Origin of the sequence: Pseudomonas sp. 28 E 9 (assembly GCF_900004785.1) — a bacterium.
In the GTDB taxonomy this organism is placed as follows: Bacteria; Pseudomonadota; Gammaproteobacteria; order Pseudomonadales; family Pseudomonadaceae; genus Aquipseudomonas; species Aquipseudomonas orientalis_A.
This window is the reverse complement of the sequence record NZ_CVTK01000057.1, coordinates 43,238-65,819: the sequence shown is the minus strand read 5'-3', so window position 1 is coordinate 65,819 and position 22,582 is coordinate 43,238. Positions and strand designations below refer to the sequence as shown.

General features: G+C 60.8%; 27 protein-coding genes and 2 pseudogenes. 14 read left to right on the top strand and 15 right to left on the bottom strand.

The annotated features are described in order from the left end of the window. Positions 1-5 precede the first annotated feature (5 nt). The 5 genes and pseudogenes from BFQ00_RS25060 to BFQ00_RS25040 all read right to left on the bottom strand — a co-directional run bounded on the left by BFQ00_RS25060 (position 6) and on the right by BFQ00_RS25040 (position 5,011). Complete coding sequence (locus BFQ00_RS25060; protein WP_065885071.1) at positions 6-1,787, bottom strand: DUF1302 domain-containing protein; 1,782 nt, start codon at positions 1,785-1,787, stop codon at positions 6-8. A 483-nt stretch (positions 1,788-2,270) separates the two neighbouring features. Further along, complete coding sequence (locus BFQ00_RS25050; RefSeq protein ID WP_065885069.1) at positions 2,271-3,182, bottom strand: SDR family oxidoreductase; 912 nt, start codon at positions 3,180-3,182, stop codon at positions 2,271-2,273. Between the two features lie 131 nt (positions 3,183-3,313). Then, on the bottom strand, positions 3,314-4,216 hold the full coding sequence (locus BFQ00_RS25045) for an alpha/beta fold hydrolase (protein ID WP_065935056.1): 903 nt from the start codon (positions 4,214-4,216) through the stop codon (positions 3,314-3,316). Continuing rightward, positions 4,216-4,329, bottom strand: a pseudogene (locus BFQ00_RS30205) (class II aldolase); the annotation flags it as partial. The pseudogene BFQ00_RS30205 and the gene BFQ00_RS25045, both read right to left, overlap by 1 nt. Positions 4,330-4,555: 226 nt before the next feature. Continuing rightward, positions 4,556-5,011 carry a flavodoxin gene (locus BFQ00_RS25040; protein ID WP_065892851.1) on the bottom strand — a complete coding sequence of 152 codons (456 nt, stop codon included), beginning with the start codon at positions 5,009-5,011 and terminating at the stop codon, positions 4,556-4,558. Positions 5,012-5,138: 127 nt separating this feature from the next. Between BFQ00_RS25040 and BFQ00_RS25035 the strand changes: the two genes are divergently transcribed. Beyond that, complete coding sequence (locus tag BFQ00_RS25035; RefSeq protein WP_065935055.1) at positions 5,139-5,606, top strand: PAS domain-containing protein; 468 nt, start codon at positions 5,139-5,141, stop codon at positions 5,604-5,606. Positions 5,607-5,664: 58 nt separating this feature from the next. Beyond that, positions 5,665-6,270 (top strand): hypothetical protein, encoded by a 606-nt coding sequence (locus BFQ00_RS25030; protein WP_065935054.1) that lies wholly within the window; start codon positions 5,665-5,667, stop codon positions 6,268-6,270. Positions 6,271-6,272: 2 nt separating this feature from the next. On the opposite strand, the gene BFQ00_RS25025 is transcribed toward BFQ00_RS25030, so the two are convergent. After that, complete coding sequence (locus tag BFQ00_RS25025; protein WP_065935243.1) at positions 6,273-7,199, bottom strand: MerR family transcriptional regulator; 927 nt, start codon at positions 7,197-7,199, stop codon at positions 6,273-6,275. A 242-nt stretch (positions 7,200-7,441) separates the two neighbouring features. Here BFQ00_RS25025 and BFQ00_RS25020 point away from each other — a divergent pair, with 242 nt between their 5' ends. From BFQ00_RS25020 to BFQ00_RS24990, 7 genes and pseudogenes are all read left to right on the top strand, one after another. Then, positions 7,442-7,999, top strand: coding sequence for an antibiotic biosynthesis monooxygenase (locus BFQ00_RS25020; RefSeq protein ID WP_065935053.1), 558 nt, complete (start codon positions 7,442-7,444; stop codon positions 7,997-7,999). A 57-nt stretch (positions 8,000-8,056) separates the two neighbouring features. After that, positions 8,057-8,767 (top strand): dihydromonapterin reductase, encoded by a 711-nt coding sequence (folM, locus tag BFQ00_RS25015; protein ID WP_065892854.1) that lies wholly within the window; start codon positions 8,057-8,059, stop codon positions 8,765-8,767. Between the two features lie 20 nt (positions 8,768-8,787). After that, positions 8,788-9,348 (top strand): GTP cyclohydrolase I FolE, encoded by a 561-nt coding sequence (gene folE, locus BFQ00_RS25010; protein WP_065935052.1) that lies wholly within the window; start codon positions 8,788-8,790, stop codon positions 9,346-9,348. Positions 9,349-9,350: 2 nt separating this feature from the next. Further along, complete coding sequence (gene folX, locus BFQ00_RS25005; RefSeq protein WP_065885061.1) at positions 9,351-9,722, top strand: dihydroneopterin triphosphate 2'-epimerase; 372 nt, start codon at positions 9,351-9,353, stop codon at positions 9,720-9,722. Positions 9,723-9,738: 16 nt separating this feature from the next. Further along, positions 9,739-10,035: a DUF1244 domain-containing protein gene (locus BFQ00_RS25000; protein ID WP_065885060.1), complete on the top strand. Its 297-nt coding sequence runs from the start codon at positions 9,739-9,741 to the stop codon at positions 10,033-10,035. After that, positions 10,028-10,369: a HopJ type III effector protein gene (locus BFQ00_RS24995; RefSeq protein ID WP_065935051.1), complete on the top strand. Its 342-nt coding sequence runs from the start codon at positions 10,028-10,030 to the stop codon at positions 10,367-10,369. Before BFQ00_RS25000 ends, BFQ00_RS24995 begins: the two co-directional genes overlap by 8 nt. Before the next feature lie 142 nt (positions 10,370-10,511). Beyond that, positions 10,512-10,673: pseudogene (locus tag BFQ00_RS24990) on the top strand (HopJ type III effector protein); the annotation flags it as partial. 124 nt (positions 10,674-10,797) lie between these two features. Here the strand turns inward: BFQ00_RS24990 and trxB are convergent. Then, on the bottom strand, positions 10,798-11,760 hold the full coding sequence (gene trxB / locus BFQ00_RS24985; RefSeq protein ID WP_065885058.1) for a thioredoxin-disulfide reductase: 963 nt from the start codon (positions 11,758-11,760) through the stop codon (positions 10,798-10,800). A gap of 283 nt (positions 11,761-12,043) precedes the next feature. Here trxB and cysZ point away from each other — a divergent pair, with 283 nt between their 5' ends. Both cysZ and BFQ00_RS24975 read left to right on the top strand, forming a co-directional pair. After that, entirely contained in the window at positions 12,044-12,808 is a 765-nt protein-coding gene (gene cysZ / locus BFQ00_RS24980) for a sulfate transporter CysZ (protein ID WP_065935049.1), read from the top strand. Positions 12,809-12,862: 54 nt separating this feature from the next. Further along, positions 12,863-14,065 (top strand): glycosyltransferase family 4 protein, encoded by a 1,203-nt coding sequence (locus BFQ00_RS24975; RefSeq protein ID WP_065935048.1) that lies wholly within the window; start codon positions 12,863-12,865, stop codon positions 14,063-14,065. Here the strand turns inward: BFQ00_RS24975 and BFQ00_RS24970 are convergent. The 7 genes from BFQ00_RS24970 to rplU form a co-directional block, all read right to left on the bottom strand. Then, positions 14,034-15,137, bottom strand: a complete 1,104-nt coding sequence (locus BFQ00_RS24970) for an NADH:flavin oxidoreductase (RefSeq protein ID WP_065935047.1) — start codon at positions 15,135-15,137, stop codon at positions 14,034-14,036. The two genes, BFQ00_RS24975 and BFQ00_RS24970, sit on opposite strands and share 32 nt — an antisense overlap. Before the next feature lie 216 nt (positions 15,138-15,353). Then, positions 15,354-15,836 carry a glutathione peroxidase gene (locus BFQ00_RS24965; protein WP_065885054.1) on the bottom strand — a complete coding sequence of 161 codons (483 nt, stop codon included), beginning with the start codon at positions 15,834-15,836 and terminating at the stop codon, positions 15,354-15,356. Positions 15,837-15,937: 101 nt separating this feature from the next. Continuing rightward, entirely contained in the window at positions 15,938-16,402 is a 465-nt protein-coding gene (locus tag BFQ00_RS24960; protein WP_065935046.1) for a CreA family protein, read from the bottom strand. Between the two features lie 15 nt (positions 16,403-16,417). Beyond that, on the bottom strand, positions 16,418-17,536 hold the full coding sequence (gene proB / locus BFQ00_RS24955; RefSeq protein ID WP_065935045.1) for a glutamate 5-kinase: 1,119 nt from the start codon (positions 17,534-17,536) through the stop codon (positions 16,418-16,420). Positions 17,537-17,646: 110 nt separating this feature from the next. Then, entirely contained in the window at positions 17,647-18,870 is a 1,224-nt protein-coding gene (gene cgtA / locus BFQ00_RS24950) for an Obg family GTPase CgtA (RefSeq protein ID WP_065883536.1), read from the bottom strand. Between the two features lie 193 nt (positions 18,871-19,063). Then, complete coding sequence (gene rpmA, locus BFQ00_RS24945) at positions 19,064-19,321, bottom strand: 50S ribosomal protein L27 (protein ID WP_003176049.1); 258 nt, start codon at positions 19,319-19,321, stop codon at positions 19,064-19,066. Between the two features lie 34 nt (positions 19,322-19,355). Continuing rightward, positions 19,356-19,670, bottom strand: a complete 315-nt coding sequence (gene rplU, locus BFQ00_RS24940; protein WP_003176051.1) for a 50S ribosomal protein L21 — start codon at positions 19,668-19,670, stop codon at positions 19,356-19,358. A 239-nt stretch (positions 19,671-19,909) separates the two neighbouring features. Here rplU and BFQ00_RS24935 point away from each other — a divergent pair, with 239 nt between their 5' ends. The 3 genes from BFQ00_RS24935 (at position 19,910) to BFQ00_RS24925 (ending at position 21,827) form a co-directional block, all read left to right on the top strand. Further along, on the top strand, positions 19,910-20,878 hold the full coding sequence (locus tag BFQ00_RS24935) for a polyprenyl synthetase family protein (RefSeq protein WP_065883534.1): 969 nt from the start codon (positions 19,910-19,912) through the stop codon (positions 20,876-20,878). A gap of 192 nt (positions 20,879-21,070) precedes the next feature. Further along, positions 21,071-21,412 carry a zinc ribbon domain-containing protein YjdM gene (locus BFQ00_RS24930; RefSeq protein ID WP_065935044.1) on the top strand — a complete coding sequence of 114 codons (342 nt, stop codon included), beginning with the start codon at positions 21,071-21,073 and terminating at the stop codon, positions 21,410-21,412. A gap of 157 nt (positions 21,413-21,569) precedes the next feature. Next, on the top strand, positions 21,570-21,827 hold the full coding sequence (locus tag BFQ00_RS24925; RefSeq protein WP_003194088.1) for a PA4570 family protein: 258 nt from the start codon (positions 21,570-21,572) through the stop codon (positions 21,825-21,827). Positions 21,828-21,951: 124 nt separating this feature from the next. Here the strand turns inward: BFQ00_RS24925 and BFQ00_RS24920 are convergent, their stop codons facing one another. Further along, complete coding sequence (locus BFQ00_RS24920; RefSeq protein WP_003176055.1) at positions 21,952-22,569, bottom strand: FKBP-type peptidyl-prolyl cis-trans isomerase; 618 nt, start codon at positions 22,567-22,569, stop codon at positions 21,952-21,954. Positions 22,570-22,582 lie beyond the last annotated feature (13 nt).

Here is a 22,582-nt window from a genome sequence, read left to right as displayed (position 1 = left end):
CCAAATCAGAAGTTCACGCCGAAGCTGAGGGCGAGGAAGTCGCGGTCGGTCAGGGTGTTGTAGTCGCCGCCAAAGAAGTCGGTGTAGCTGAGGCTGGCGGTGTAGGTGCTGCGGTAGTCCGCGTCCACGCCGACGCTGATGGCCTTGGCGCCTTTGTTGAAAATCCCGTTGGGGCCGTAGCCGGCGACGTCATGGGACCAGGACAGGTTGGGCTTGAGGTTCACCCCGGCAATCGCGTTGTTGTAGTCAAGGATTGCCCGTGCGCGGTAGCCCCAGGAGGTGGAGGTGACGAAACCGTCGGTGTCACCCTGGAACCCATAGGCGCCGTACACCGAGTCGCGGCCATAACGCAGTCTGGTTTTGTCTTCCAGGCCGGCGACATGCACCACGGCCGCTTCGCCCACCAGGGTCAGGCGCTCGGCGCCCAGCACCTGGTCGAAGAACTGGGTCATGGTGCTTTGGATCTGGGTGATTTCCTTGCGGCGGTAACCTTTGTTGTCGGCGCCAAACGAACTGCGGATGGGTGACGCGGTATTGCCGGCAATCGGATTGACCAGCGCCAGGGTCAGATCGGTGGTGTTGAGCTGCACGGGCGCATTGGGTCGATAGCTGATTTCGCCGGTCCACGCCGTGCCGGTGGGCAAGGTGGTGGAGAAGCTGGCGCCGAACAAGCGGATATCTTCCGGGTAATCCAGGTAGTACCGGCCACGGCCGAGCATGGTGCTCTGGGCCAGCGCCCCGCCCAGGCCCGGCGGGGCGGCGGCACCAATGGCGCCGATGGTCGCAAGGTTGGTATTGGCGGTAATCGTGCCCACGGTCGGGGTGCGGCTGTGGTAATTCATGAAGTACAGGCCGTATTCGGTGTCGTCACCCAGCCAGCGCAAGGCCGCACCGAACTGGCCGGAGTCGCGCGCATCACGGTCCGCGGCGCGCTGCACCACCACGCCTTCGCGGGTCACCACAAAACCTTGGCCGCGTGCCGCCGCGATGGGTTGCAGCGGTGCAATCCCCGGGCTGCCCACCGTGTAGTTACCGGTGCAGCCATCCGCCGCGACGTCACCGCCAAAGAAGGTGCCGCAGTTGTCCAGCACAGTCTGGTCCCATTCCAGTTGGTAGAAACCTTCCACGGTCAGCTGATTGGTCAGGCTCTGGGAGGCAAACAGCATGTTCACCGGAATCAAGCCTTCCTTGATCTCGGCGCCTGGACGACGGAACGCCGACACGTCGATCGGGTTGATGCTGTTGATGGAGTTGCCGATGAAGGTACTTTCGCCCCAACTGACCACCTGCTTGCCGGCGCGCACGGTGCCGGGCAGGTCGCCCAGGGAGTAGTTGTGGTAGACGAACGCGTCGAGGATCTGCGCACCGCTGGATTTGGCGCCTTCCTTGCGGTTGTGGTCGCTGATCGGCTTGAACTCGCGGTCTTCGTCCTTGAGCTCGAAGTCGTACCAGTATTTGCCGCGCACGAACACACCGGTGTCGCCGTATTTGAGTTCAAGGTCGTGCAGGCCCTTGAAGATTTTGGAGAAGGTTTCGCCCTTCTTGAAGTTCAGACGCCCGTCATCCCCGGTGGACGCCTGGCCCGTGCCGCCATTGACGGTGCCGACCAGGCTTCGGTCGGCATCGCGCATGCCCCAGCTCGCACCGACCGACAGCGAGGAATCGAATTGCCCTTCGATCTCGCCAATGTTGAACGAAACAGCCTGTGCCTGGGCACAGCAGCCCACGGCAACCGCAGCGGCCAGCGCCTGTGGCGTGAAGATGGCGCGCATTGTTGTTTTTGTCATGCGTCTTCCCCGGTGAGTGACAGAAGGCCCCACCCTACTGCCGCCCATGAAGAGCGATAAGCGCACCAAGGAGGTATTCGTGTTGTCGCTCGAAAGGATGACGAGCCGCGCCGACCGGGGTTTCGGCGCGGGTCATGGATTGGATGGATGGTGGCTTATCAGAGGAATCGATGGCGAGCGCGTAATTGTTGCCGTTTTGGTAACAGTCCTTGTCCTGAACTGCTATTACTCATTCTGTTACAACCGATTATTCTTACCTCGCTTTCAGGGCAAACAGCCCGCTCCCGAGTTGGGGAGAAAAGCTTGAATCCAACGGATTGTCACTCTTTTCAATCTGTTACCCGTGTTCACTGACGTTGATTTATCGCTCCTTGATCCAACGTCTTACTTCGGCCGCTGCCTGTGCAGCGGCCTTTTTTATGCCTGGAATAAAAACGGGGCGCTGTCGGCGCCCCGTGGGATTCACTGATTTTATGGCAACGATCAGAGGCTGAACTTCTGCAAGTTGGCCATCATCTCTTTCAACGCCTCGATGTTGTCGCTGGGGTGCGCGGCGCCTTCGAAGTCGCAGATTTGCTGCCAGTGCGCCGCCACGTCATCCGGCGAAAAGCCCGCTTCGGGATCGAAACCCACGCCCAGGCTGCGCTCCCAACGGGTCTTGCCGATCCAGCCGCCGCCGACCTCGAACAGGCCCGAGGTTTCCTGGCAGGCTTCGCTGCCCAGGTACACCACCAACGGGCTGACCAGTTCCGGCTTGAGGCGCTCGAACACCTGCGGCGGGATCAGCCCTTCGGTCATGCGCGTGCCGCCGGTGGGGGCAATCGCGTTGACCAGGATGTTGTGCTTGCGCCCTTCCAGCGCCAGGGTTCGGGTCAAGCCGTACAGGCCGAGCTTGGCCATGCCGTAGTTGGACTGGCCGAAGTTGCCGTAGATGCCCGAGGTGGACGCGGTGAAGATCACCCGGCCATAACCCTGCTCGCGCAGATGCGGCCAGGCGGCGCGCGTGACTTTGTAGGCGCCTTCGACATGCACCCGGTAAACCAGGTCCCAATCGCTGTCGTCCATTTTGTGGAAGGTCTTGTCACGCAGGATGCCGGCGTTGTTCACCACCACATCGATACGGCCGAACGCGTCCAACGCGTTCTGCACGATTTTGTCGCCGTCGGTGACGGAATCATGGTTGGCTTGGGCAGTGCCGCCGGCTTCGCGGATTTCAGCCACCACGCGGTCGGCGGCCGAGGCATTGGCGCCTTCGCCCTGGGTCGAACCACCGAGATCATTGACCAGCACCTTGGCGCCGTGGCGGGCGAACAGCAGCGCATGGGCCCGGCCCAATCCGCCGCCGGCACCGGTAACGATCACGACCTTATCCTGCAACTGCACTGACTGATTCATACCCAACTCCTCTGACGACAATGGCAATGGCCAGAGTGTCGGGCACAGCGCCTTTGGTCACAATAAATACGGCCGGCGCTGAATGGTGCTCGATAAGGCAGCGGGATGATGCCTTGGGGCAAGTGCCAGACTCAGGAACAAGCCGCACGCACCGACTGCTGGCCAATATGCTCACGAAACGCCTGGTAATGCCTGAGCACCTGGACCGGCGCCTCGATCTGCGGGTAATGGCCGATGCCGGCCAGCGATACCGTATCGGCATGCGGCACCAGCTGGTGGTAGCGCTCCACCATGTGCGCGCCGGAAATGGGATCGACCTCACCGTCGATGACGCGCAACGGCACGTCGTCGCGTTGCATCGCCGCCACCCAGCGATCGCGCAGGCGACGGCGCTGAGGGATATAGCCGATCAGCTTGTGCAGGATGCGCGTGCCATCATTGCGTTCGATCAGGCTCCAGAAATCATCCAGGGCGCTTTCGCTTGGCCGCGTCCGTGGGCCAAAGATCTGGTTGAAACTGTTGGCCAGGCCGCCTCTTCCCGAGGCTCGGCCAATCATCCAGCCCAAGGGGCTGAGCAACAATTTCTGCACCAAGGTTGCACGGTGGGTTTCAGGGAACAGCCCACCGTTGAGAAACACACAACTGGCCATCTGGAACCGGCCTTCATAATGCCGGGCCAGCAGTTCCTGGGCCACGCTGTCGCCATAGTCATGGGCCAACACGTGCACCGGTTTCGTCACCCCCAGATGCTCAAGCAGCGCCTGTTGCAGGTCCGCTTGCTCCAGCAGGCAATAACCATGCTCCAGCGGTTTGGCCGAGTCGCCAAAGCCGAGCATGTCGCAGGCAATCACCAGATTGCGCTGGGCCAGGGGCTGCCACAGGTAATGCCAATCCCAACTGGCCGTGGGAAAGCCATGAAGCAGCAGCAGCGGTTCGCCCTGCCCGGCCACCCAGTAACGAATGGACTGGCCGCGAAAGACGAAGTCCTGGCCGCGCTTGCGCCAGACGCTGAGCGGAATTTCTGCAAGTGGCATCAGCTTTTATACCCGAGGTCCTGGTGATCCAATCTGCGCAGCAGCGCCGGCCAAGCCAGTGCTGCGCTCATACCTTGGGCACTTTTTGTGACAGCTGCCACCATCGCCTTTGACGATGAAACCGGGGCTAGACTCACGATGTTGACCTCCTTGGCGCACTTATTATTATTTTTTAAGTGATGGGCCAGTCTAGTCAGACGCCCTGGCTTGCGGAGTTGCCTTCGCAGCCAGCTTGATGACTGAGCGAGTCAGCCAAGAGAATAGTACAAATCGGTGTCAGAGAAGCGCCGTCAATAAACACACGCCGACCAGTGCGCCCCCAGACGACGCGCCCGTTTGCTACGGCTGCAGGGCAGTCACAAACTCGGCCAGCCACGGCTCGGCGTCGCTCTCCGGGGTCACGCTTTCGCTGGCATCCAGGCGCAGCATCGGCAGCACTTCGCGTACGCCCAACTCGCCGAACAATTCGCGCAGTTGCTCGCCGCCGCCGCAGAAGGTGTCGCCGTAGCTGGCGTCGCCCAGGCCAATGACCGCACCGGGCAGGCCGCGCCAGGCAGCAGGCAGTTGGTCGCGAATACTCGAATACAGCGGCTGCAGGTTGTCGGGTAATTCGCCCATGCCGGTGGTCGATGTGACCGCCAGGAACGCCTCGGGGGCGAAAGCCTGCACCTGCGCCAGCGTGGCGCGCGGATCGTGCCAGGCTTCAAAACCCGCTGCGTTGAGGATGTCCCGGGCGTGGCGGGCGACTTCTTCTGCCGTGCCGTAGACCGAGCCGGAAAGGATGGCGACTTTCATCAATCTGATCCTGTCATTGAACGAAAGCGTAGGATATTAGCAGCTGCACCAGGGTTTCAGTGCCTGCCGTGCAACATTCAGAATTTGCCATAAACTTGCACCATCGGAACACGCCATGGAACGCTCAATGATTAACCCCAAGTTGCTGCAGATGGTTGTCAACGCTTCCAACGACGGCATCGTCGTTGCCGAACGCGAGGGCGACGAGAAGCCGCTGATCTACGTCAACCCCGCGTTCGAACGTCTGACCGGCTATACCCTGGACGAGATTCTCTATCAGGACTGCCGTTTCCTGCAGTCGGGCGATCGCGACCAGCCGGCCCTGATGGCGATCCGCGAGGCGCTCGACAGTGGCGGCACCTGCCGCGAGATCGTGCGCAACTACCGCAAGGACGGCACGCACTTCTGGAACGAACTCTCGGTATCCACGGTGTACAACGCCTCCGACCAGCAGACCTATTTCGTCGGCGTGCAAAAAGACGTCACCACCCAGGTCAAGGCACAGCAACGCGTGGCTCAGCTTGAAGCCCAGGTAGCCGAGCTTAAAGCCGAGCTGGCGGCGCTCAAGTCAACGAGCGGCGTTAACAAGCTGTAAAAAGTGCGTTCTTTAGAGCGATAATGGCCTTTTAATGCCCAACCGTTGAGCTATATCAATGCGCCGCGATGCTCTATTGACTCAGGACGAGCTGGATTTTATCCAGAACATGCAGCACAACCCGCAGCTCAACCTGCGGGACGCAGGGTCGAGCCTGACGGTCAATGGCGGTGCACAGATTCGCGATCTGCTGACCCGGCTGGCCGCTCATGATCAAGTCACCCTCCAGGCGCAGTTCGACAATCAGCAACTGACCTTCCCTCTGCATCTGGTAGAGGATGAATTTCATGCGGTGCATCTTCGGTTGGGCGTGCCGAGTATTTTTGAAGACGGGCCGATGGTTCGCCCATGGCGCCTGGTCCTTGAAGAGCCGGTGGCCCTGGAGAACAGCAAGGGCTACGCCAGCGCCCTGTGGGTGCATGAAGTGTCATTCAAAGGTGTGCTGGTAGAAGGACGTGGCCGAGCCAGACCGCCGAAAACCTTCTCGTTGTGGTTCAGCCCGTCCGGTTACGAACGCATTGCGCTGCGCGGTACGCTGGAGCGGGAAACCGCCCGGGGATTGTTCGCCTACCGCCTGAATCAGAGTGACGCGGATGAAATCGAGCGCCTGCGCCAGTTCATCCTGCACCAGCATCGTCTGGTGCATCCGCAGGTACATGCCTGAGATCAGGTATCCGGGCCGCCACTGAGAAACTGCTGCAGACGCTGCTGCATCTGGCGTCCTTCGCTGCCCAGGCAACCAATGGAAGTACCGGCCAGATCGGCCTGCAACAGGTCCGATGCAGCACCTGCCAGAAACAGCGGGCAGTTGAGGGTCAATGCCAGCCGGTTCAAGCGCGCTTCCAGGTCCTGCTTGTGTGCGTGGTTGGAGAAAATGACCATCGCCTGGGGGCGGATCTTTTCACAGACCAGGGTCAACTCCTCGACCGGCTGACCCAGGCCCAGCACCTTCACGGTCAAATCCTCCCCGCTCATCAGCAGCGCCGCCACCAAAAGCTCCAGCTTTCGGCACTCACCCGGCATGGCGCTGAGTAACACGCGGGGGGCCGCCGATGCGCTGGCTATCTGTAGACGCAGGAGCGTCTGCACGCGCAGGAACGCGTCGAAAAACAGCCACTCGCTGGCCTGGCCGAAACCGCCCTGATGGCGCAGCAAGTCGTTCCACAGCGGCATCAGGATGTCCTGGAACGCGACGTTCAAGGGATAGGTAGAGAAAATCTGGCCGTACACGCTTTCCAGCTGGCGATCATCGAAAGCACTGATGGCCTGCAGCAGCCGAGCCCGCCACTGCGGCCACTCGCTGTCTGCAACCGCGTCGCGCTCGGCGCGCAGCGCGTCGGCCTGTTGAGCGTCACGGGCCAGAAGTTTGCCTACCTTGCTCACCGCGACGCCACGTTCAGTCCATTCGAGAATACGATTGACCGTCTCGATATCGCCCCTGGAGTAAAGGCGGCGCCCGCTTTCGGTGCGCACGGGTCGGATCAGCCCGTAGCGCCGCTCCCACGCCCGCAGAGTGACCGGATTGACGCCTGTCAATCTTGCCACTTCCCGAATAGGGAACAGGTGCTCCGAATGAATCGATTCAAGCTGCAAAGTGTTATCAATCGGTGCAGTAATCACGTTATTTCTGACAAAAGCCACCAGGAATGGAACCTCATTTAACGCATTTAAACCTGTCTTTTTCAAGGGCGCTGGACTTCGGACCAATGTCACTGGCGTATTTTCTCAAAACAGGAATAATCCTTGCCTGTTTTTTCAGCGCAGTGGCAATACCCGCCGCTGCGCTCGTGCGCCGCCTACCCGGTCAAGCGCACCCGTTTATCTGGAGATACACAATGTCTGCCTCCCCCGTCACCTTGATGGTTGCGCGCCGTGTGGCCAAAGGTCGCTACGAAGAACTGATGGCCTGGCTGCGCGAAGGCGAGCAATTGGCCACCGACTTTCCCGGGTACCTGGGCTCCGGCGTGCTCGCACCGCCACCCCATGATGATGAATTCCAGATCATCTTCCGCTTCGCCGATGAAAAGACCCTGCATGCCTGGGAGTTTTCCGCGTCGCGCAGTGCCTGGCTGAGCCGTGGCAGCGAGCTGTTCGCCAACCCGTCCGAACATCGCGTGAGCGGCATCGATGGCTGGTTCGGTGCCGTGGGCGCGCGCCCGCCGCGCTGGAAACAGGCGGTGGCGATCTGGCTGGCGTTTTTTCCGGTGTCGCTGTTGTTCAACTTCGGCCTGGGCCCCTTGCTCGGCGAGCTGGACCTGTTCAGCCGGGTGCTGGTCAGCACCTTGGCGCTCACACCGCTGATGGTTTACTTCTTTATCCCGTTATCGACTCACCTGCTGGCGCACTGGCTGCATCCGACGCCGCCCCGCAAGACCGGCGAAGCCGCCGCCTGAGTACAGGGGAGACGGGTCGCTGGTATAGTTCGCATCTGCCAGCGACGCGAGCCTCCCATGACTGCAACAAACGCCCCGATCCTGATCACCGGCGCCGGCCAGCGTGTCGGCCTGTATTGCGCCGAGCGCCTGCTGGACGAAGGGCACCCGGTGATGTTCAGCTACCGCAGCGAACGTCCAGGTGTGCAGCAACTGCGCGAACGCGGCGCGGTCGGGCTGTTTGCGGATTTTTCCAGCGAAGCGGGAATCCTGGCGTTCATCACCGAGCTGAAGACACACACCGACGCACTGCGCGCGATTATCCACAATGCCTCGGCCTGGGTCGCAGAGACCCCGGGCGATGAAAGCCGCGCCTTTATCGACATGTTCAGCGTGCACATGCTTGCGCCGTACCTGATCAACCTGCATTGTTCACCTCTGCTGCAACGCTCGACACCCGCCGACATCATCCATATCAGCGACGATGTGGTGCGCAAGGGCAGCCGTCAGCACATCGCCTATTGCGCCACCAAGGCCGGGCTCGACAGCCTCACGCTGTCGTTTGCCGCGCAGTTCGCGCCGTTGATCAAGGTCAACGGCATCGCGCCGGCCATGGTGATGTTCAATGAAGGCGACGACGCGGCCTATCGCGACAGGGTCCTGGCCAAGTCGGCACTGGGCATCGAGCCCGGGCCGCAAGTGATCTACCAGAGTGTGCGTTACCTGCTGGACAACCCCTATGTCACCGGGACCACCCTGACCGTCAACGGCGGGCGGCACATCAAGTAAGCCGTTTGTGAGGATGTTGTATGACTTTGTCCCTGCCCCACCATTACCGCGAGATCCTCAAGGGCCTGGGTGAAGACCCCGAACGCGAAGGCCTGCTTGATACGCCCAAGCGCGCCGCCAAGGCGATGCAGTATCTGTGTCATGGCTATGAGCAGAACCTGCAGGAAATCGTCAACGGCGCCTTGTTCGCCTCTGACAATGACGAGATGGTGATCCTCAAGGACATCGAGTTGTACTCGCTGTGCGAGCATCACCTGCTGCCCTTTATCGGCAAGGCCCACGTGGCCTATATTCCGACCGGCAAGGTGCTGGGCCTGTCGAAGCTGGCGCGCATCGTCGACATGTTCGCCCGGCGCCTGCAGATCCAGGAAAACCTCACCCGGCAGATCGCCGATGCCATCCTGGACGTGACCCAGGCCGCGGGCGTGGCAGTGGTGATCGAGGCCAGGCACATGTGCATGATGATGCGCGGCGTGGAAAAACAGAATTCAACCATGAACACCTCGGTGATGCTCGGCGCCTTCCGCGAGTCGAACACCACGCGCATGGAGTTCCTGCAACTGATTGGACGGAGCAAGTAGCAATGCCACAACTTCAACCAGGCATGGCGCGCATCCGGGTCAAGGACCTGCGCCTGCGCACCTTTATCGGTATCAACGAGGACGAAATCCTCAACAAGCAGGATGTGCTGATCAACCTCACCATCCTGTATGCCGCCCAGGAAGCCGTGCGCGATAATGACATCGACCATGCCTTGAACTACCGCACCATCACCAAGGCCATCATCGCCCACGTCGAAGGCAACCGTTTTGCCCTGCTCGAGCGCCTGACCCAGGAGCTGCTGGACCTGGTGATGAGTAACCAATCGGTGCTGTACGCCGAAGTCGAAGTGGACAAGCCCCATGCGCTGCGCTTTGCCGAGTCGGTTTCGATCACTCTGGCGGCCAGCCGCTGATACTCAAGTGAGCCCTATGAACGACCAACAACGCCTCGAACTCGAAGCCGCCGCCTTCCGTCGGCTGGTAGCCCACCTGGACAGCCGCAAGGATGTACAGAACATCGACCTGATGAACCTGGCCGGCTTCTGCCGCAACTGCCTGTCCAAGTGGTACAAGGCCGAGGCCGATGAGCGTCGGATCGAGCTGAGCCTCGATGACGCCCGTGAAGTGGTGTACGGCATGCCGTACGCCGAGTGGAAAGCCCAATACCAGCAAGAAGCCAGCGCCGACCAACAGGCGGCGTTCGCCAAAGGAAAACCCCATGACTGACCTGAACACCCTGCGCGCCAGCCTCAACAGCGGCGAACACGCTTTTGCCGACACCCTGGCCTTTATTGCCGCAAATTACGACTACCAGCCGCAAGCCTTCACCAACGGCGAGGTGGAAAATGCCGCCGGCCAGAACGAAGGTTCGTGCAAGACCCTGGGGTTGGCGTTGCTGGAGGGGTTGAGCGATCAGGAAGCGCTGCTGGCGTTTGGCGAGCATTACCGTTCGGTGGTCGCGACGCCTCAAGGCACTGACCACGGAAATATCCGCGCATTGATCGCCCATGGTCTGGCCGGTGTGAAATTCAGCGCACAGCCGCTGACCCGCAAATCCTGAGTCATACACAAATCAAAATGTGGGAGGGGGCTTGCCCCCGATGGCAGTGTGTCAGTCAGTACATCTGATACTGAAACACCGCTATCGGGGGCAAGCCCCCTCCCACATTTGTTTTGCAGCGTCGCTTAGTTCGCGCAAGAGCCTGGGGTTGGCGTTGCTGGAAGGGTTGCTGGTGTTTGGCGAGCATTACCGTTCAGTGGTGGCGACGCCTCAAGGCACTGACCACGGAAATATCCGCGCATTGATCGCCCATGGTCTGGCCGGTGTGAAATTCAGCGCACAGCCGCTGACCCGCAAATCCTGAGTCATACACAAATCAAAATGTGGGAGGGGGCTTGCCCCCGATGGCAGTGTGTCAGTCAGTACATCTGATACTGAAACACTGCAATCGGGGGCAAGCCCCCTCCCACATTTTTTTGCAGTGCTGCTTAGAACGAAGCGTCTTTCAAACCATCGAGGTAACGCTCGGCATCCAGGGCCGCCATGCAACCGGCGCCGGCCGAGGTGATGGCCTGGCGGTACACGTGGTCCGCCACGTCACCGGCAGCGAAGATGCCTTCGATGTTGGTGGCCGTTGCGTTGCCTTCACGGCCGCCCTGCACCACCAGGTAACCGTCTTTGGCTTCCAGCACGCCTTCGAACAACGAGGTGTTCGGGGTGTGGCCGATGGCGATGAATACGCCGTCGACTGTCAACTCGTCGAAGCTGCCGTCGTTGTTCTTCAGGCGGGCGCCGGTCACGCCCATATTGTCACCCAGGACTTCGTCCAGCGTGGCGTTGAGCTTGAGGATGATCTTGCCTTCAGCAACACGGGCGTGCAGCTTGTCGATCAGGATCTTCTCGGCACGGAAGGTTTCGCGGCGATGCACCAGGGTCACGGTGCTGGCGATGTTGGCCAGGTACAGCGCCTCTTCCACGGCGGTGTTGCCGCCACCGACCACAGCCACCGGCTTGTTGCGATAGAAGAAACCGTCGCACGTCGCGCAGGCGGAAACGCCCTTGCCCATGAACGCCTCTTCCGAAGGCAGCCCGAGGTAACGGGCGCTGGCGCCGGTGGCGATGATCAATGCGTCACAGGTGTACACGCCGCTGTCGCCGGTCAGGCTGTAAGGCTTCTTGGAGAAGTCGACCTTGTTGATGTGGTCGAACACAATCTCGGTTTCAAAGCGCTCGGCGTGTTCTTTCATACGCTCCATCAGCACCGGGCCGGTCAGGCCATGGACATCGCCCGGCCAGTTGTCGACTTCAGTGGTGGTGGTCAACTGACCGCCCGCCTGCATGCCGGTGATCAGCAGCGGCTTGAGGTTGGCCCGGGCAGCGTAGACGGCAGCGCTGTAACCGGCAGGGCCGGAACCGAGAATAATCACTCGCGAATGACGGGTATCAGACATGACTCACTCCTATCGACCGTCCGCACAACAAGACGGCTGGAATAAAAAAGGGACCACGAAGCACTTGGGGAAGTGCTTGAACTCGCAGGCCCTGAAAATAATGGGTGCAGCGTATCGAGGGGGGCAAGATTAAGGAAATACGGAATAACAATCCAGCTCATAGGTGGTCTCTATGCAGTCGGCTCGGTCAATCGAGGCGTTTGTTACCGTTGATGTCGCCGCTTTCGCCCGGAATACAAAGCCGGTAAGGTCGGCCCGTTCGTCACTATGCTCGGAGTTATCCATGCCCGCCCCCGCTCTTTCCGGCCCGCAATACCTGCGCGAAGGCCTCAAACTGGTGCTGAGCCCCGGCCTGCGCCTGTTTGTGCTGCTGCCGCTGGCGATCAACCTGCTGCTGTTTGTGGGGCTGATCTATTTTGCCGGGCACCAGTTCAGCCTATGGGTTGACCACCTGATGCCAACCCTGCCGAGTTGGCTGAGCTTTCTCAATTACCTGTTATGGCCGTTGTTTGTCGCGCTGGTGGTGCTGATGGTGTTCTTCACCTTCACCATGCTCGCCAATATCATCGCGGCGCCGTTCAATGGCTTTCTATCGGAGAAAGTCGAGGTGGTGGTGCGTGGCACCGACGACTTCCCCGCGTTCAGCTGGGCCGAATTGATCGCCATGGTCCCGCGCACCCTGGCCCGGGAAATGCGCAAGCTGGGCTACTTTCTGCCGCGGGCTATCGGCCTGTTCATCCTGTCGTTCATTCCAGTGGTCAACCTGATTGCCGCGCCGTTGTGGCTGCTGTTCGGCGTGTGGATGATGGCGATCCAATACATCGACTACCCGGCCGACAACCACAAGCTGGGCTGGAACGAAATGCTCGCCTGGCTGCGCCAGAAACGCTGGCAGAGCATGAGTTTTGGCGGAGTCGTCTACCTGGTGCTGCTGGTGCCGGTGGTCAACCTGCTGATGATGCCGGCGGCGGTCGCCGGGGCCACGTTGTTCTGGGTGCGCGAGCAAGGTGCCGAGGCGATGACGGGGCAGCAGGTAGCCCGGTCATAAATCCATCATCGCAGTGACACAATGACGACATGGCCCGCAGGGACACTGTGGGTCATGACGACAGCCTCGCTTCACATCACCCTGATCACCGAAACCTTCCCGCCGGAAATCAACGGGGTGGCCAACACCCTTGGCCGCCTGTGCGATGGTTTGCGCGCACGCGGCCATCAAATCGAACTGGTGCGCCCCCGCCAGGGTGTCGACCAGAGCCGGCCGAGTGACGATGCGTTGCTGCTGTGCCGTGGCTGGCCGTTGCCGGGGTATCCAGGGCTGCAATGGGGCCAATCGTCGATGCACAAGCTGCTGCGACGCTGGACCCGTCAGCGCCCGGATGTGTTGTACATCGCAACCGAGGGGCCGCTGGGCCTGTCGGCGTTACGCGCGGCGCGACGCCTGGGCATCAGCGTGGTCAGCGGCTTCCACACCAACTTTCAACAGTATTCGAACCAGTACGGCTTGAGTCTGTTGAGTCGCCTGGTCACCCATTACCTGCGCTGGTTTCATAACCGGTCGACATTGACGCTGGTTCCGAGCGCGAGTCAGCGCCTTGAGTTGGAACGTCGGCATTTCGAGCGTCTCGGGATGCTGTCCCGGGGAGTCGATAGCCAGCTGTTCCATCCGGCGAAACGCGACGACAGCCTGCGCGAAAGCTGGGGTGTGGGGAGCGACGATATCGTGGTGCTGCACGTAGGACGCCTCGCCCAAGAGAAAAATCTGGGGCTGCTCAAGCGCTGTTTCGATGCGCTGCAGAGCACTTACCCCTCGCGGCGGCTGAAGCTGGTCATTGTCGGCGATGGCCCGCAGCGCGGCCTGTTGCAGCGCGACTTGCCCGAAGCGGTGTTCTGCGGCGCCCGGCGCGGCGAAGAGCTGGCACGGCATTACGCCTCGGGCGATTTGTTCCTGTTTCCGAGCCTCACCGAAACGTTCGGCAATGTGGTGCTGGAAGCCATGGCGTCCGGGCTGGGCGTGGTGGCGTACGACCAGGCGGCCGCCACCCAGCATATTCGCCATGGCTACAACGGTGCGCTGGCGATGCCGGGGGATGAAAACGCATTTTGCGACGCGGCCGTCTGGCTGCTGGAGGAGCGCGAGACCTTGCGCCGAGCGCGCTTAAATGCCCGACAACATGCCAGCCGCCAGGGCTGGCCGGCAATTGTCGAGCAGTTCGAACGCCAGTTACGTGGTGCGTGCAATGACGGGCAACCGGTGCCCGTCTTGTCGCCGCTTACACCAGGCTCGTCAACGCCTCACGACTGAAGGGCAGAATGTCCGCCTCACGCCCCTCGCGCACTTTCACTGCCCAATCCGGGTCTACCAGCAGCGCACGGCCCACGGCGACCAGATCGAACTCGTCGTTATTCAAGCGCTCCAGCAGTTTTTCAAGGCTGGCCGGCTGCGCGACTTTATCGGTGTTGACCATGAACTGCAGGAATTCGTCATCCAGGCCGACACTGCCCACGGTAATCGTCGGCTTGCCCGTCAACTGGCGGGTCCAGCCGGCCAGGTTGAGGTCGGAACCTTCGAATTCCGGTTCCCAGAACCGGCGCGTGGAGCAGTGGAAAATGTCCACGCCGGCGTCGGACAACGGCTTGAGGAATTCGCCCAACGCCTCGGGGGTTTGCACCAGGCGCGCCGTGTAGTCCTGCTGCTTCCATTGGGAAAAACGCAAGATGATCGGGAAGTCCGGGCCGACCGCCGCGCGGGTAGCCTGGATCAGTTCGATGGCGAAACGTGAGCGGTTGGCCAGGCTGCCGCCGTATTCGTCGGTGCGCTGGTTGCTGCCTTCCCAGAAGAACTGGTCGACCAGGTAGCCGTGGGCGCCGTGGATTTCCACACCGTCCATGCCGATGCCCTGGGCATCTTTGGCAGCCTGGGCGAAAGCATTGATCACGTCCTTGATGTCCTGGGTGGTCATGCCGTGGACGACAACGTTGCCATCCTTGAGTTTCTCCATCGGGCCATAGGCCGGCACGCTGGCATCAGGTTCGGTACCGATACGGCGCACACTGCCCACATGCCACAACTGCGGCACAATCTTGCCGCCTTCGGCGTGAACCGCATCCACGACTTTCTTCCAACCGGCCAACGCCGCTTCGCCGTAGAAGTGCGGCACGTTGGGGTAGCCGTTGGAGGCTTGATGGCCGACCACGGTGCCTTCGGTGATGATCAGGCCCACACCGGCGGCGGCGCGACGGCGGTAGTACTCGATCACTTTGGAATTGGGTACGCCGCCGGGTGAAAACGAACGCGTCATCGGCGCCATGACCACGCGGGTCGACAGTTGCAGTGCACCGAGCTGGAAAGGTTTGAACAAGGCTTGGACGGGCATGGAGCACTCCACATGAGGCGAATTTATGATGTGGATAATATGCGCGCCCAAGCTTGCTGGGTAGCACTATTGATCTGAGTGATTAAGGCGATAAAAACAACCGAATACCTGTAGGAGCGAGCTTGCTTGCGAAGAATCGGAGGGCGGCGCGTAAATCCTGAGTGTACGCGTCACCGTTGGCGATTTTCGCGAGCAAGCTCGCTCCTACAGTGAGGATCAGGCCAGGGCTTTTTCGATGGCCTGGACGACCGTTGGATCATCCGGCGGCGTACGCGGCGAGAAGCGCGCCAGTACACGGCCATCCTTGCCGAGCAGGAATTTTTCGAAATTCCAGGTGATATCGCCTGGAAACTCAGCGCCCTCGCCCGCCAGCAGGCGGTACAGCTGGTGACGATCGGGGCCGTTCACCTCAAGCTTGCTGCCCAGGGGGAACGTCACCCCGTAATTGAGGCTGCAGAAGGCCTGGATCTCCTGCTCGGTGCCCGGCTCCTGGCCTGCAAACTGATTGCACGGAAGGCCCAGCACGGTGAAACCCTGGTCTTTATAGTGCTGGTAGAGGTTTTCCAGGGCCGCATACTGCGGGGTCAGACCGCATTTGGAGGCGACGTTGACCACCAGCACGACTTGGCCCTTGAAGGGCGCCAGCGGCAGCTCTTGTCCGTCCAACGCTTTGAGTTTCAGGTCGTGGAAAGCACTCATGACGAACTCCAGATATCCCATGTTCTTCGCATTGCAGCCCTTCGAGATTACAGACCACAAGCCTGCAATCATAGATGCCGATTGAAAAACTCGCCCGCCGGTTACTGCGCGGTTGGCCACGGCAAGATCGGAATCGCCGTCACTGCGTTCTGCGGGCTGCCTTCGATCAGGCGGTCGCTGTAGACCAGATACACCAGGGTATTGCGCTTCTTGTCGAGGAAACGCACCACCTGCATGGTCTTGAACACCAGCGAGGTGCGCTCCTTGAACACTTCATCGCCGTCCTTGAGTTCGCCCTTGAAGTTGATCGGGCCGACCTGGCGGCAGGCAATCGAGGCTTCGGCGCGGTCTTCGGCCAGGCCCAGGCCACCTTTCACGCCGCCGGTCTTGGCGCGCGACAGGTAACACGTCACGCCGTCGACCTTGGGGTCATCGAACGCTTCGACGACGATCCGGTCATTGGGACCGACAATCTTGAACACCGTCGACACCTGGCCGACTTCTTCGGCCGAGGCCAACAGCGGCATGGCCAACAGCAGGCCGAGCAGCCCTGTCACTAAACGCATCGTGTATTCCTTTGGTTAAACCAGGATCAGGTTGTCGCGGTGAACCAGTTCCGGCTCAGCCATGTAACCCAGGAGTCCGACAATCGCGTCGGACGATTGTCCAATAATCTTCTGCGCTTCCAGGGCACTGTAGTTCGCCAGGCCGCGGGCGATCTCACGACCATCCGGCGCCACGCACACCACCATCTCGCCTCGGCGGAAGCTGCCTTGCACCCGTTTGACGCCCACCGGCAGCAAGCTTTTGTTGCCCTGGGACAGCGCCGATACCGCGCCTTCGTCCAGCACCAGGGTGCCACGGGTTTGCAGGTGCCCGGCCAGCCACTGCTTGCGCGCCGCCAGCATGCCACGCTCCGGCGACAGCAGCGTCCCGATGCGCTCGCCCGCCTTGAGGCGATCCAGCACGCGCTCCAGGCGCCCACCGACGATGATGGTGTGGGCCCCGGAACGCGCGGCCAGGCGCGCAGCGCGCAGCTTGGTCTGCATGCCGCCACGGCCCAGGGCGCCGCCGACGCTGCCGGCCACGGCGTCCAGCGCCGGGTCATCGGCACGGGCTTCGTAGATAAGCTGGGCGTCGGGATTGTGGCGCGGGTCAGCGTCGAACATGCCGTCGCGGTCGGTGAGGATCACCAGCAGGTCGGCTTCCACCAGGTTGGCTACCAGCGCGGCGAGGGTGTCGTTGTCGCCGAAACGGATTTCGTCGGTGACCACGGTGTCGTTCTCGTTGATCACCGGGATGACCTTGAGCTCCACCAGCGCGCGCAGGGTACTGCGGGCGTTGAGGTAGCGCTTGCGGTCGGACAGGTCGTCATGGGTCAGCAGGATCTGCGCCGTGTGGCGACCGTGCTCGGCAAAGCTGGACTCCCAGGCTTGCACCAGGCCCATCTGGCCGATGGCGGCGGCGGCTTGCAGTTCGTGCATCGCGCTGGGTCGCGCGGTCCAGCCGAGGCGGCTCATCCCGGCGGCAACTGCCCCGGACGATACCAGCACCAACTCGACTCCGGCCTCATGCAAGGCCACCATCTGCTCGACCCAGACACTCATGGCCGTGCGATCCAGGCCCTTGCCATCCGCCGTCAACAACGCGCTGCCGATCTTTACGACCCAGCGCTGCGCACCTGTCACTTTGCTCCGCATCATCTTCAACCTTAGAGTGAGGGCCGCGCGACCCAGCGCCGCCCATAACGTTATACCCGGATACCAAAACGCCGCTCCAAGGGAGCGGCGTTCAAGTTTATCGCAACGAATCAGTCACGCACGTAAATGATTTCCGGACCGTCTTCGTCATCCACGTCTTCTTCGTCCCAATCATCGTCGCCGATGTCATGCACCGACTTCACGCCGCTGCGGCGCAGGGCACGCTGGTCGTCCAGCGCTTGCAGCTGGGCACGGGCTTCGTCTTCGATCTGCTGGTCGAGCTCGGCGAGCTCGGCCTTGAATACCGGGTCGGCCGCCAGGCGGTCGGCGCGGTCTTCCAGGTAACGCATGATGTCGCGGGTCAGGCGCTCGGTGCCTTCTTTAGCGATGGCCGAGATCACGTAGACCGGACCTTCCCACTCCAGGCGGTCGACGATTTCCTTGACGCGCTCTTCGTGCTCTTCTTCAAGGATCTGGTCGCATTTGTTCAGCACCAGCCAGCGATCACGCTCGGCCAGGGCCGGGCTGAACTTGGTCAGTTCGCTGACGATCACTTCGGCGGCGTCGGCTGCACTGGTGTCATCCAGTGGCGCCATGTCGACGAGGTGCAGCAGCAGACGGGTGCGCGACAAGTGCTTGAGGAAGCGAATCCCAAGGCCTGCGCCGTCGGAAGCGCCTTCGATCAGGCCTGGGATGTCGGCGATCACAAAGCTCTTCCAGCGGTCGACACTGACCACGCCCAGGTTGGGTACCAGGGTGGTGAACGGGTAGTCGGCGACTTTCGGCTTGGCGGCCGAGACCGAGCGGATGAAGGTACTTTTGCCAGCGTTCGGCAGGCCCAGCAGGCCCACGTCGGCGAGTACTTTCATTTCCAGCTTGAGGTCACGCTGCTCGCCCGGCTTGCCAGGGGTGGTCTGGCGTGGCGCACGGTTGGTACTGGACTTGAATCGGGTGTTACCCAGACCGTGCCAGCCGCCCTGCACCACCATCAGCTTCTGGCCGGCCTTGGTCAGGTCGCCGATTACTTCCTGGGTCGCGGAGTCGATGATCGTGGTACCGACCGGTACGCGCAGTACCAGGTCTTCGCCTTTTTTACCGGTGCAGTCGGTGCTGCCGCCGTTGGAGCCACGCTCGGCATCAAAGTGCCGGGTGTAACGGTAGTCGACCAGGGTGTTGAGGTTTTCGTCGGCCATCATGTAGATGGAACCGCCGTCACCGCCGTCACCGCCGTTGGGGCCACCGTTTTCAATGAACTTTTCGCGACGGAAACTCATGCAACCGTTACCGCCGTCGCCTGCTTTTACTCGGATGGAAACTTCATCAACGAACTTCATAACAAAACGCCTCTCGCCGCACGGACGAGCTTAAGAAACCAAGACATAAGACTCTTGCAAAAATGAGCGTAGCGACCTCAATCAGCGACCGCAAATCCAGCCCCGGAGCCCATCACAAACAGCTTTGCAAGAGACTCACCCCATAAACGAAAAAGCCCCGTCGCGAGACAGGGCTTTTCCAGCGATCGCGCAATTAAGCGGCGACAACGCTCACGTAACGGCGGTTGAACGCGCCTTTTACTTCAAACTTGATCACGCCTTCGATTTTCGCGAAGAGGGTGTGATCCTTACCCATGCCAACACCGTAACCGGCGTGGAATTGGGTGCCGCGCTGACGCACGATGATGTTGCCCGGAATGATTTTCTGGCCGCCATACATCTTCACGCCAAGGCGTTTGGCTTCTGAGTCGCGACCGTTACGGGTACTACCACCAGCTTTTTTGTGTGCCATGAGTCAATTCTCCTAGTGAGGAATTAGGCTGAAATTAAGCCTGAATACCGGTGATTTTGATCTCGGTGTACCACTGGCGGTGGCCCATACGCTTCATGTGGTGCTTACGACGACGGAACTTGATGATGCGGACTTTATCGTGACGACCTTGGGAGATCACTTCAGCCACAACGGTAGCGCCAGCAACAACTGGAGCGCCGATGTTCACGTCATCGCCATTGGCGACCAACAGAACGCGATCAAACGTCACGGATTCGCCAGTGGCGATTTCCAGTTTTTCGATCTTCAGGTATTCACCTGGGGCGACTTTGTATTGCTTGCCACCAGTAACAATTACTGCGTACGACATGGTATTTCTCCGATAATCCTGCTCACCCAGCGCTTTATAAGAAGAGGTATTGGCTGGCATGGCTGCATGGGATGGACGTCCCGAATGCAATTGCGTAAGGCAGGTGCTGCCCAGGAAGTTCAGGGTGCGCGATTGTACGCAAGGTAAATGGGTGTTGCAAGGGGCCGTCTATCGCGCCTTGACACCCGGGGGTCAGGGTCCTAGCATGCCGCGCAACCCTTCTGGAGCGACTGTCGCTGATGCAACCCCAAGCTTTCTACCGCGCGGTCGCGGACGATTTTAGCGCCGTCGACGGCATCATCAAGCAGCAGCTGACGTCCAAAGTGCCGCTGGTCTCCAAAATTGGCGACTATATTACGTCGGCGGGCGGTAAGCGCCTGCGTCCTTTATTAGTGTTGCTGTGCGGCAAGGCCCTGGGCCGCGAAGGCGATGACCTGCGCCTGCTGGCCGCCACCATCGAATTCCTGCACACCGCCACCCTGCTGCATGACGACGTGGTCGACATGTCCGGCATGCGCCGTGGCCGCGAGACCGCCAATGCCATGTGGGGCAACGCGCCAAGCGTGCTGGTGGGCGACTTCCTGTACTCGCGCTCGTTCGAAATGATGGTTGAACTGGGCTCGATGCCGGTGATGAAAATTCTTTCACAGGCCACGCGCATCATCGCCGAAGGCGAAGTGCTGCAGCTGTCGAAGGTACGCGACGCCAGCACCACCGAAGAAACCTACATGGAAGTGATTCGCGGCAAGACCGCGATGCTCTTCGAAGCCTCCACCCACAGCGCCGCCGCGCTGTGCGGCGCTACCGCCGAGCAGGCCGAGGCCCTGCGCACCTTTGGCGATCACCTGGGCGTGGCGTTCCAGCTGGTGGATGACCTGCTCGACTACAAGGGCGACGCCGAAACCCTGGGCAAGAACGTCGGTGACGACCTGGCCGAGGGCAAGCCGACCTTGCCGCTGATCTACACCATGCGCGAAGGCACGCCGGAACAGGCTGCACTGGTGCGCAAGGCGATCCAGAAAGGCGGCATCGAAGACCTGGAGGCCATCCGTGCCGCCGTCGAGGCGTCAGGCTCGCTGGAGTACACCGCACAACTGGCGCGTGACTACGTGGCCCGTGCGATCAAGTGCCTGGACGCCCTGCCCGCCAGCGAATACCGGGATGCGCTGGTTGAGCTGAGTGAGTTTGCGGTCGCCCGCACTCACTAAAGCACCAGCGCCGCAGGACCCTGTGGGAGGGGGCTTGCCCCCGATAGCAGTAGGTCAGCCAATGTATAAGGTGGCTGACAGACCGCAATCGGGGCAAGCCCCCTCCCACATTTGAATGTCATACAGCCTGCAAGGCCACAAAACCCTATATAATGTGCGACTTTTAGCCATCCTGACTCTCAAGGAGCTTTAGTGAGCACGTTGCCACCCTGCCCGAAATGCAATTCCGAATACACCTACGAAGACGGCACCCAGTTGGTCTGCCCGGAATGCGCCCATGAATGGTCCGCCACTGGCGAGGCCGAAGCAGCGGGCGATGAAACCGTGAAGAAAGACTCTGTGGGCAATGTCCTGCAGGACGGCGACACCATCACCGTGATCAAGGACCTCAAGGTCAAGGGCACCTCCCTGGTGGTCAAGGTCGGCACCAAGGTCAAGAATATCCGCCTGTGCGACGGCGACCACGATATCGACTGCAAGATTGACGGCATCGGTCCGATGAAGCTCAAGTCCGAGTTCGTGCGCAAAGTCTGAATCTGCTGCATCCATCCCGCACCCGCTGCGGGATGGCGCTTTGCCCTCCCGTTGACCTGTCTCAAATACCCACACAAAAAATCGTAAACCGCCAATAGACACTTGCTATTCTACGAATAAGAATTATTCTCATTGAAACCCATCAAGGAGAACGACCATGACTTATTTGATAGATGCCTGGCTGGACCGTCCACATCCGTACCTGCGAATCCTGCATCGGGAAACCGGCGAAGTCTGTGCGGTGCTTGAAGAAGAAGCGCTGAATGAACTGCAGGACCAGGGCGACCTGGACGTGAATGGCCTGAGCTCCAGTGAGCCTGGGGTGCTGAAGGAAGTGGTGAGGAATCTGTTTCTGTTCTGCTATGCCCGGGCGTTGCGCCCGGCGACGGAGCTCAATGGCAAGTTCCATCCATGAGAAACAACAGCCAATGTAGGAGCGAGCTTGCTCGCGAAGATAACAAAGGCAGCGCGTTGAACCAGGCTTTACGCGTTATCGTTGACGTTCTTCGCGAGCAAGCTCGCTCCTACAGGTACAGGTCTTACAGAACGTCGAGCAGCTCGACGTCGAACACCAGAACGCTGTGCGGCGGGATGCTGCCAACGCCTTGAGCGCCGTAAGCCAGTTCGCTCGGCACATAGAGACGCCATTTGCTGCCGGCATTCATCAGTTGCAGGGCTTCGGTCCAGCCGGCGATCACGCCGCCAACCGGGAATTCTGCAGGCTGACCGCGCTCGTAGGAACTGTCGAACACCGTGCCGTCGATCAGCGTGCCGTGGTAGTGAGTGCGCACTTGATCTTCACGGGTTGGCTTGGCGCCATCACCGGCTGTCAGGACTTCAAATTGCAGGCCGGAAGCCAGTGTGGTGATGCCGTCACGCTTGGCGTTCTCAGCCAGGAATGCCAGGCCCGCACCTGCGGCAGCTTCAGCCTTGGCAGCGGCTTCGGCTTGCATGATTTCGCGGATCACCTTGAAGCTGGCCGCCATTTGCTCCTGGTCAACACGGCTTGGCTTGCCTGCGAACGCATCGGTCAGGCCGGCCAGGATCGCGTCCAGGCTTACGCCCGGTGGCGGGTTGTCGCGCAGTTGGTCGCCCAACTGACGGCCGATACCGTAGCTGACGCGGGTTTCGTCGGTGGACAGATTAACTTCGGACATGAAGAGGCTCCGC

Bases quoted from the DNA above. Each gene is read 5' to 3' on its own strand.
- BFQ00_RS25060 (WP_065885071.1), bottom strand. From the start codon at position 1,787: ATGACAAAAACAACAATGCGCGCCATCTTCACGCCACAGGCGCTGGCC.
- BFQ00_RS25050 (WP_065885069.1), bottom strand. From the start codon at position 3,182: ATGAATCAGTCAGTGCAGTTGCAGGATAAGGTCGTGATCGTTACCGGT.
- BFQ00_RS25045 (WP_065935056.1), bottom strand. From the start codon at position 4,216: ATGCCACTTGCAGAAATTCCGCTCAGCGTCTGGCGCAAGCGCGGCCAG.
- BFQ00_RS25040 (WP_065892851.1), bottom strand. From the start codon at position 5,011: ATGAAAGTCGCCATCCTTTCCGGCTCGGTCTACGGCACGGCAGAAGAA.
- BFQ00_RS25035 (WP_065935055.1), top strand. From the start codon at position 5,139: ATGATTAACCCCAAGTTGCTGCAGATGGTTGTCAACGCTTCCAACGAC.
- BFQ00_RS25030 (WP_065935054.1), top strand. From the start codon at position 5,665: ATGCGCCGCGATGCTCTATTGACTCAGGACGAGCTGGATTTTATCCAG.
- BFQ00_RS25020 (WP_065935053.1), top strand. From the start codon at position 7,442: ATGTCTGCCTCCCCCGTCACCTTGATGGTTGCGCGCCGTGTGGCCAAA.
- folM (WP_065892854.1), top strand. From the start codon at position 8,057: ATGACTGCAACAAACGCCCCGATCCTGATCACCGGCGCCGGCCAGCGT.
- folE (WP_065935052.1), top strand. From the start codon at position 8,788: ATGACTTTGTCCCTGCCCCACCATTACCGCGAGATCCTCAAGGGCCTG.
- folX (WP_065885061.1), top strand. From the start codon at position 9,351: ATGCCACAACTTCAACCAGGCATGGCGCGCATCCGGGTCAAGGACCTG.
- BFQ00_RS25000 (WP_065885060.1), top strand. From the start codon at position 9,739: ATGAACGACCAACAACGCCTCGAACTCGAAGCCGCCGCCTTCCGTCGG.
- BFQ00_RS24995 (WP_065935051.1), top strand. From the start codon at position 10,028: ATGACTGACCTGAACACCCTGCGCGCCAGCCTCAACAGCGGCGAACAC.
- trxB (WP_065885058.1), bottom strand. From the start codon at position 11,760: ATGTCTGATACCCGTCATTCGCGAGTGATTATTCTCGGTTCCGGCCCT.
- cysZ (WP_065935049.1), top strand. From the start codon at position 12,044: ATGCCCGCCCCCGCTCTTTCCGGCCCGCAATACCTGCGCGAAGGCCTC.
- BFQ00_RS24975 (WP_065935048.1), top strand. From the start codon at position 12,863: ATGACGACAGCCTCGCTTCACATCACCCTGATCACCGAAACCTTCCCG.
- BFQ00_RS24970 (WP_065935047.1), bottom strand. From the start codon at position 15,137: ATGCCCGTCCAAGCCTTGTTCAAACCTTTCCAGCTCGGTGCACTGCAA.
- BFQ00_RS24965 (WP_065885054.1), bottom strand. From the start codon at position 15,836: ATGAGTGCTTTCCACGACCTGAAACTCAAAGCGTTGGACGGACAAGAG.
- BFQ00_RS24960 (WP_065935046.1), bottom strand. From the start codon at position 16,402: ATGCGTTTAGTGACAGGGCTGCTCGGCCTGCTGTTGGCCATGCCGCTG.
- proB (WP_065935045.1), bottom strand. From the start codon at position 17,536: ATGCGGAGCAAAGTGACAGGTGCGCAGCGCTGGGTCGTAAAGATCGGC.
- cgtA (WP_065883536.1), bottom strand. From the start codon at position 18,870: ATGAAGTTCGTTGATGAAGTTTCCATCCGAGTAAAAGCAGGCGACGGC.
- rpmA (WP_003176049.1), bottom strand. From the start codon at position 19,321: ATGGCACACAAAAAAGCTGGTGGTAGTACCCGTAACGGTCGCGACTCA.
- rplU (WP_003176051.1), bottom strand. From the start codon at position 19,670: ATGTCGTACGCAGTAATTGTTACTGGTGGCAAGCAATACAAAGTCGCC.
- BFQ00_RS24935 (WP_065883534.1), top strand. From the start codon at position 19,910: ATGCAACCCCAAGCTTTCTACCGCGCGGTCGCGGACGATTTTAGCGCC.
- BFQ00_RS24925 (WP_003194088.1), top strand. From the start codon at position 21,570: ATGACTTATTTGATAGATGCCTGGCTGGACCGTCCACATCCGTACCTG.
- BFQ00_RS24920 (WP_003176055.1), bottom strand. From the start codon at position 22,569: ATGTCCGAAGTTAATCTGTCCACCGACGAAACCCGCGTCAGCTACGGT.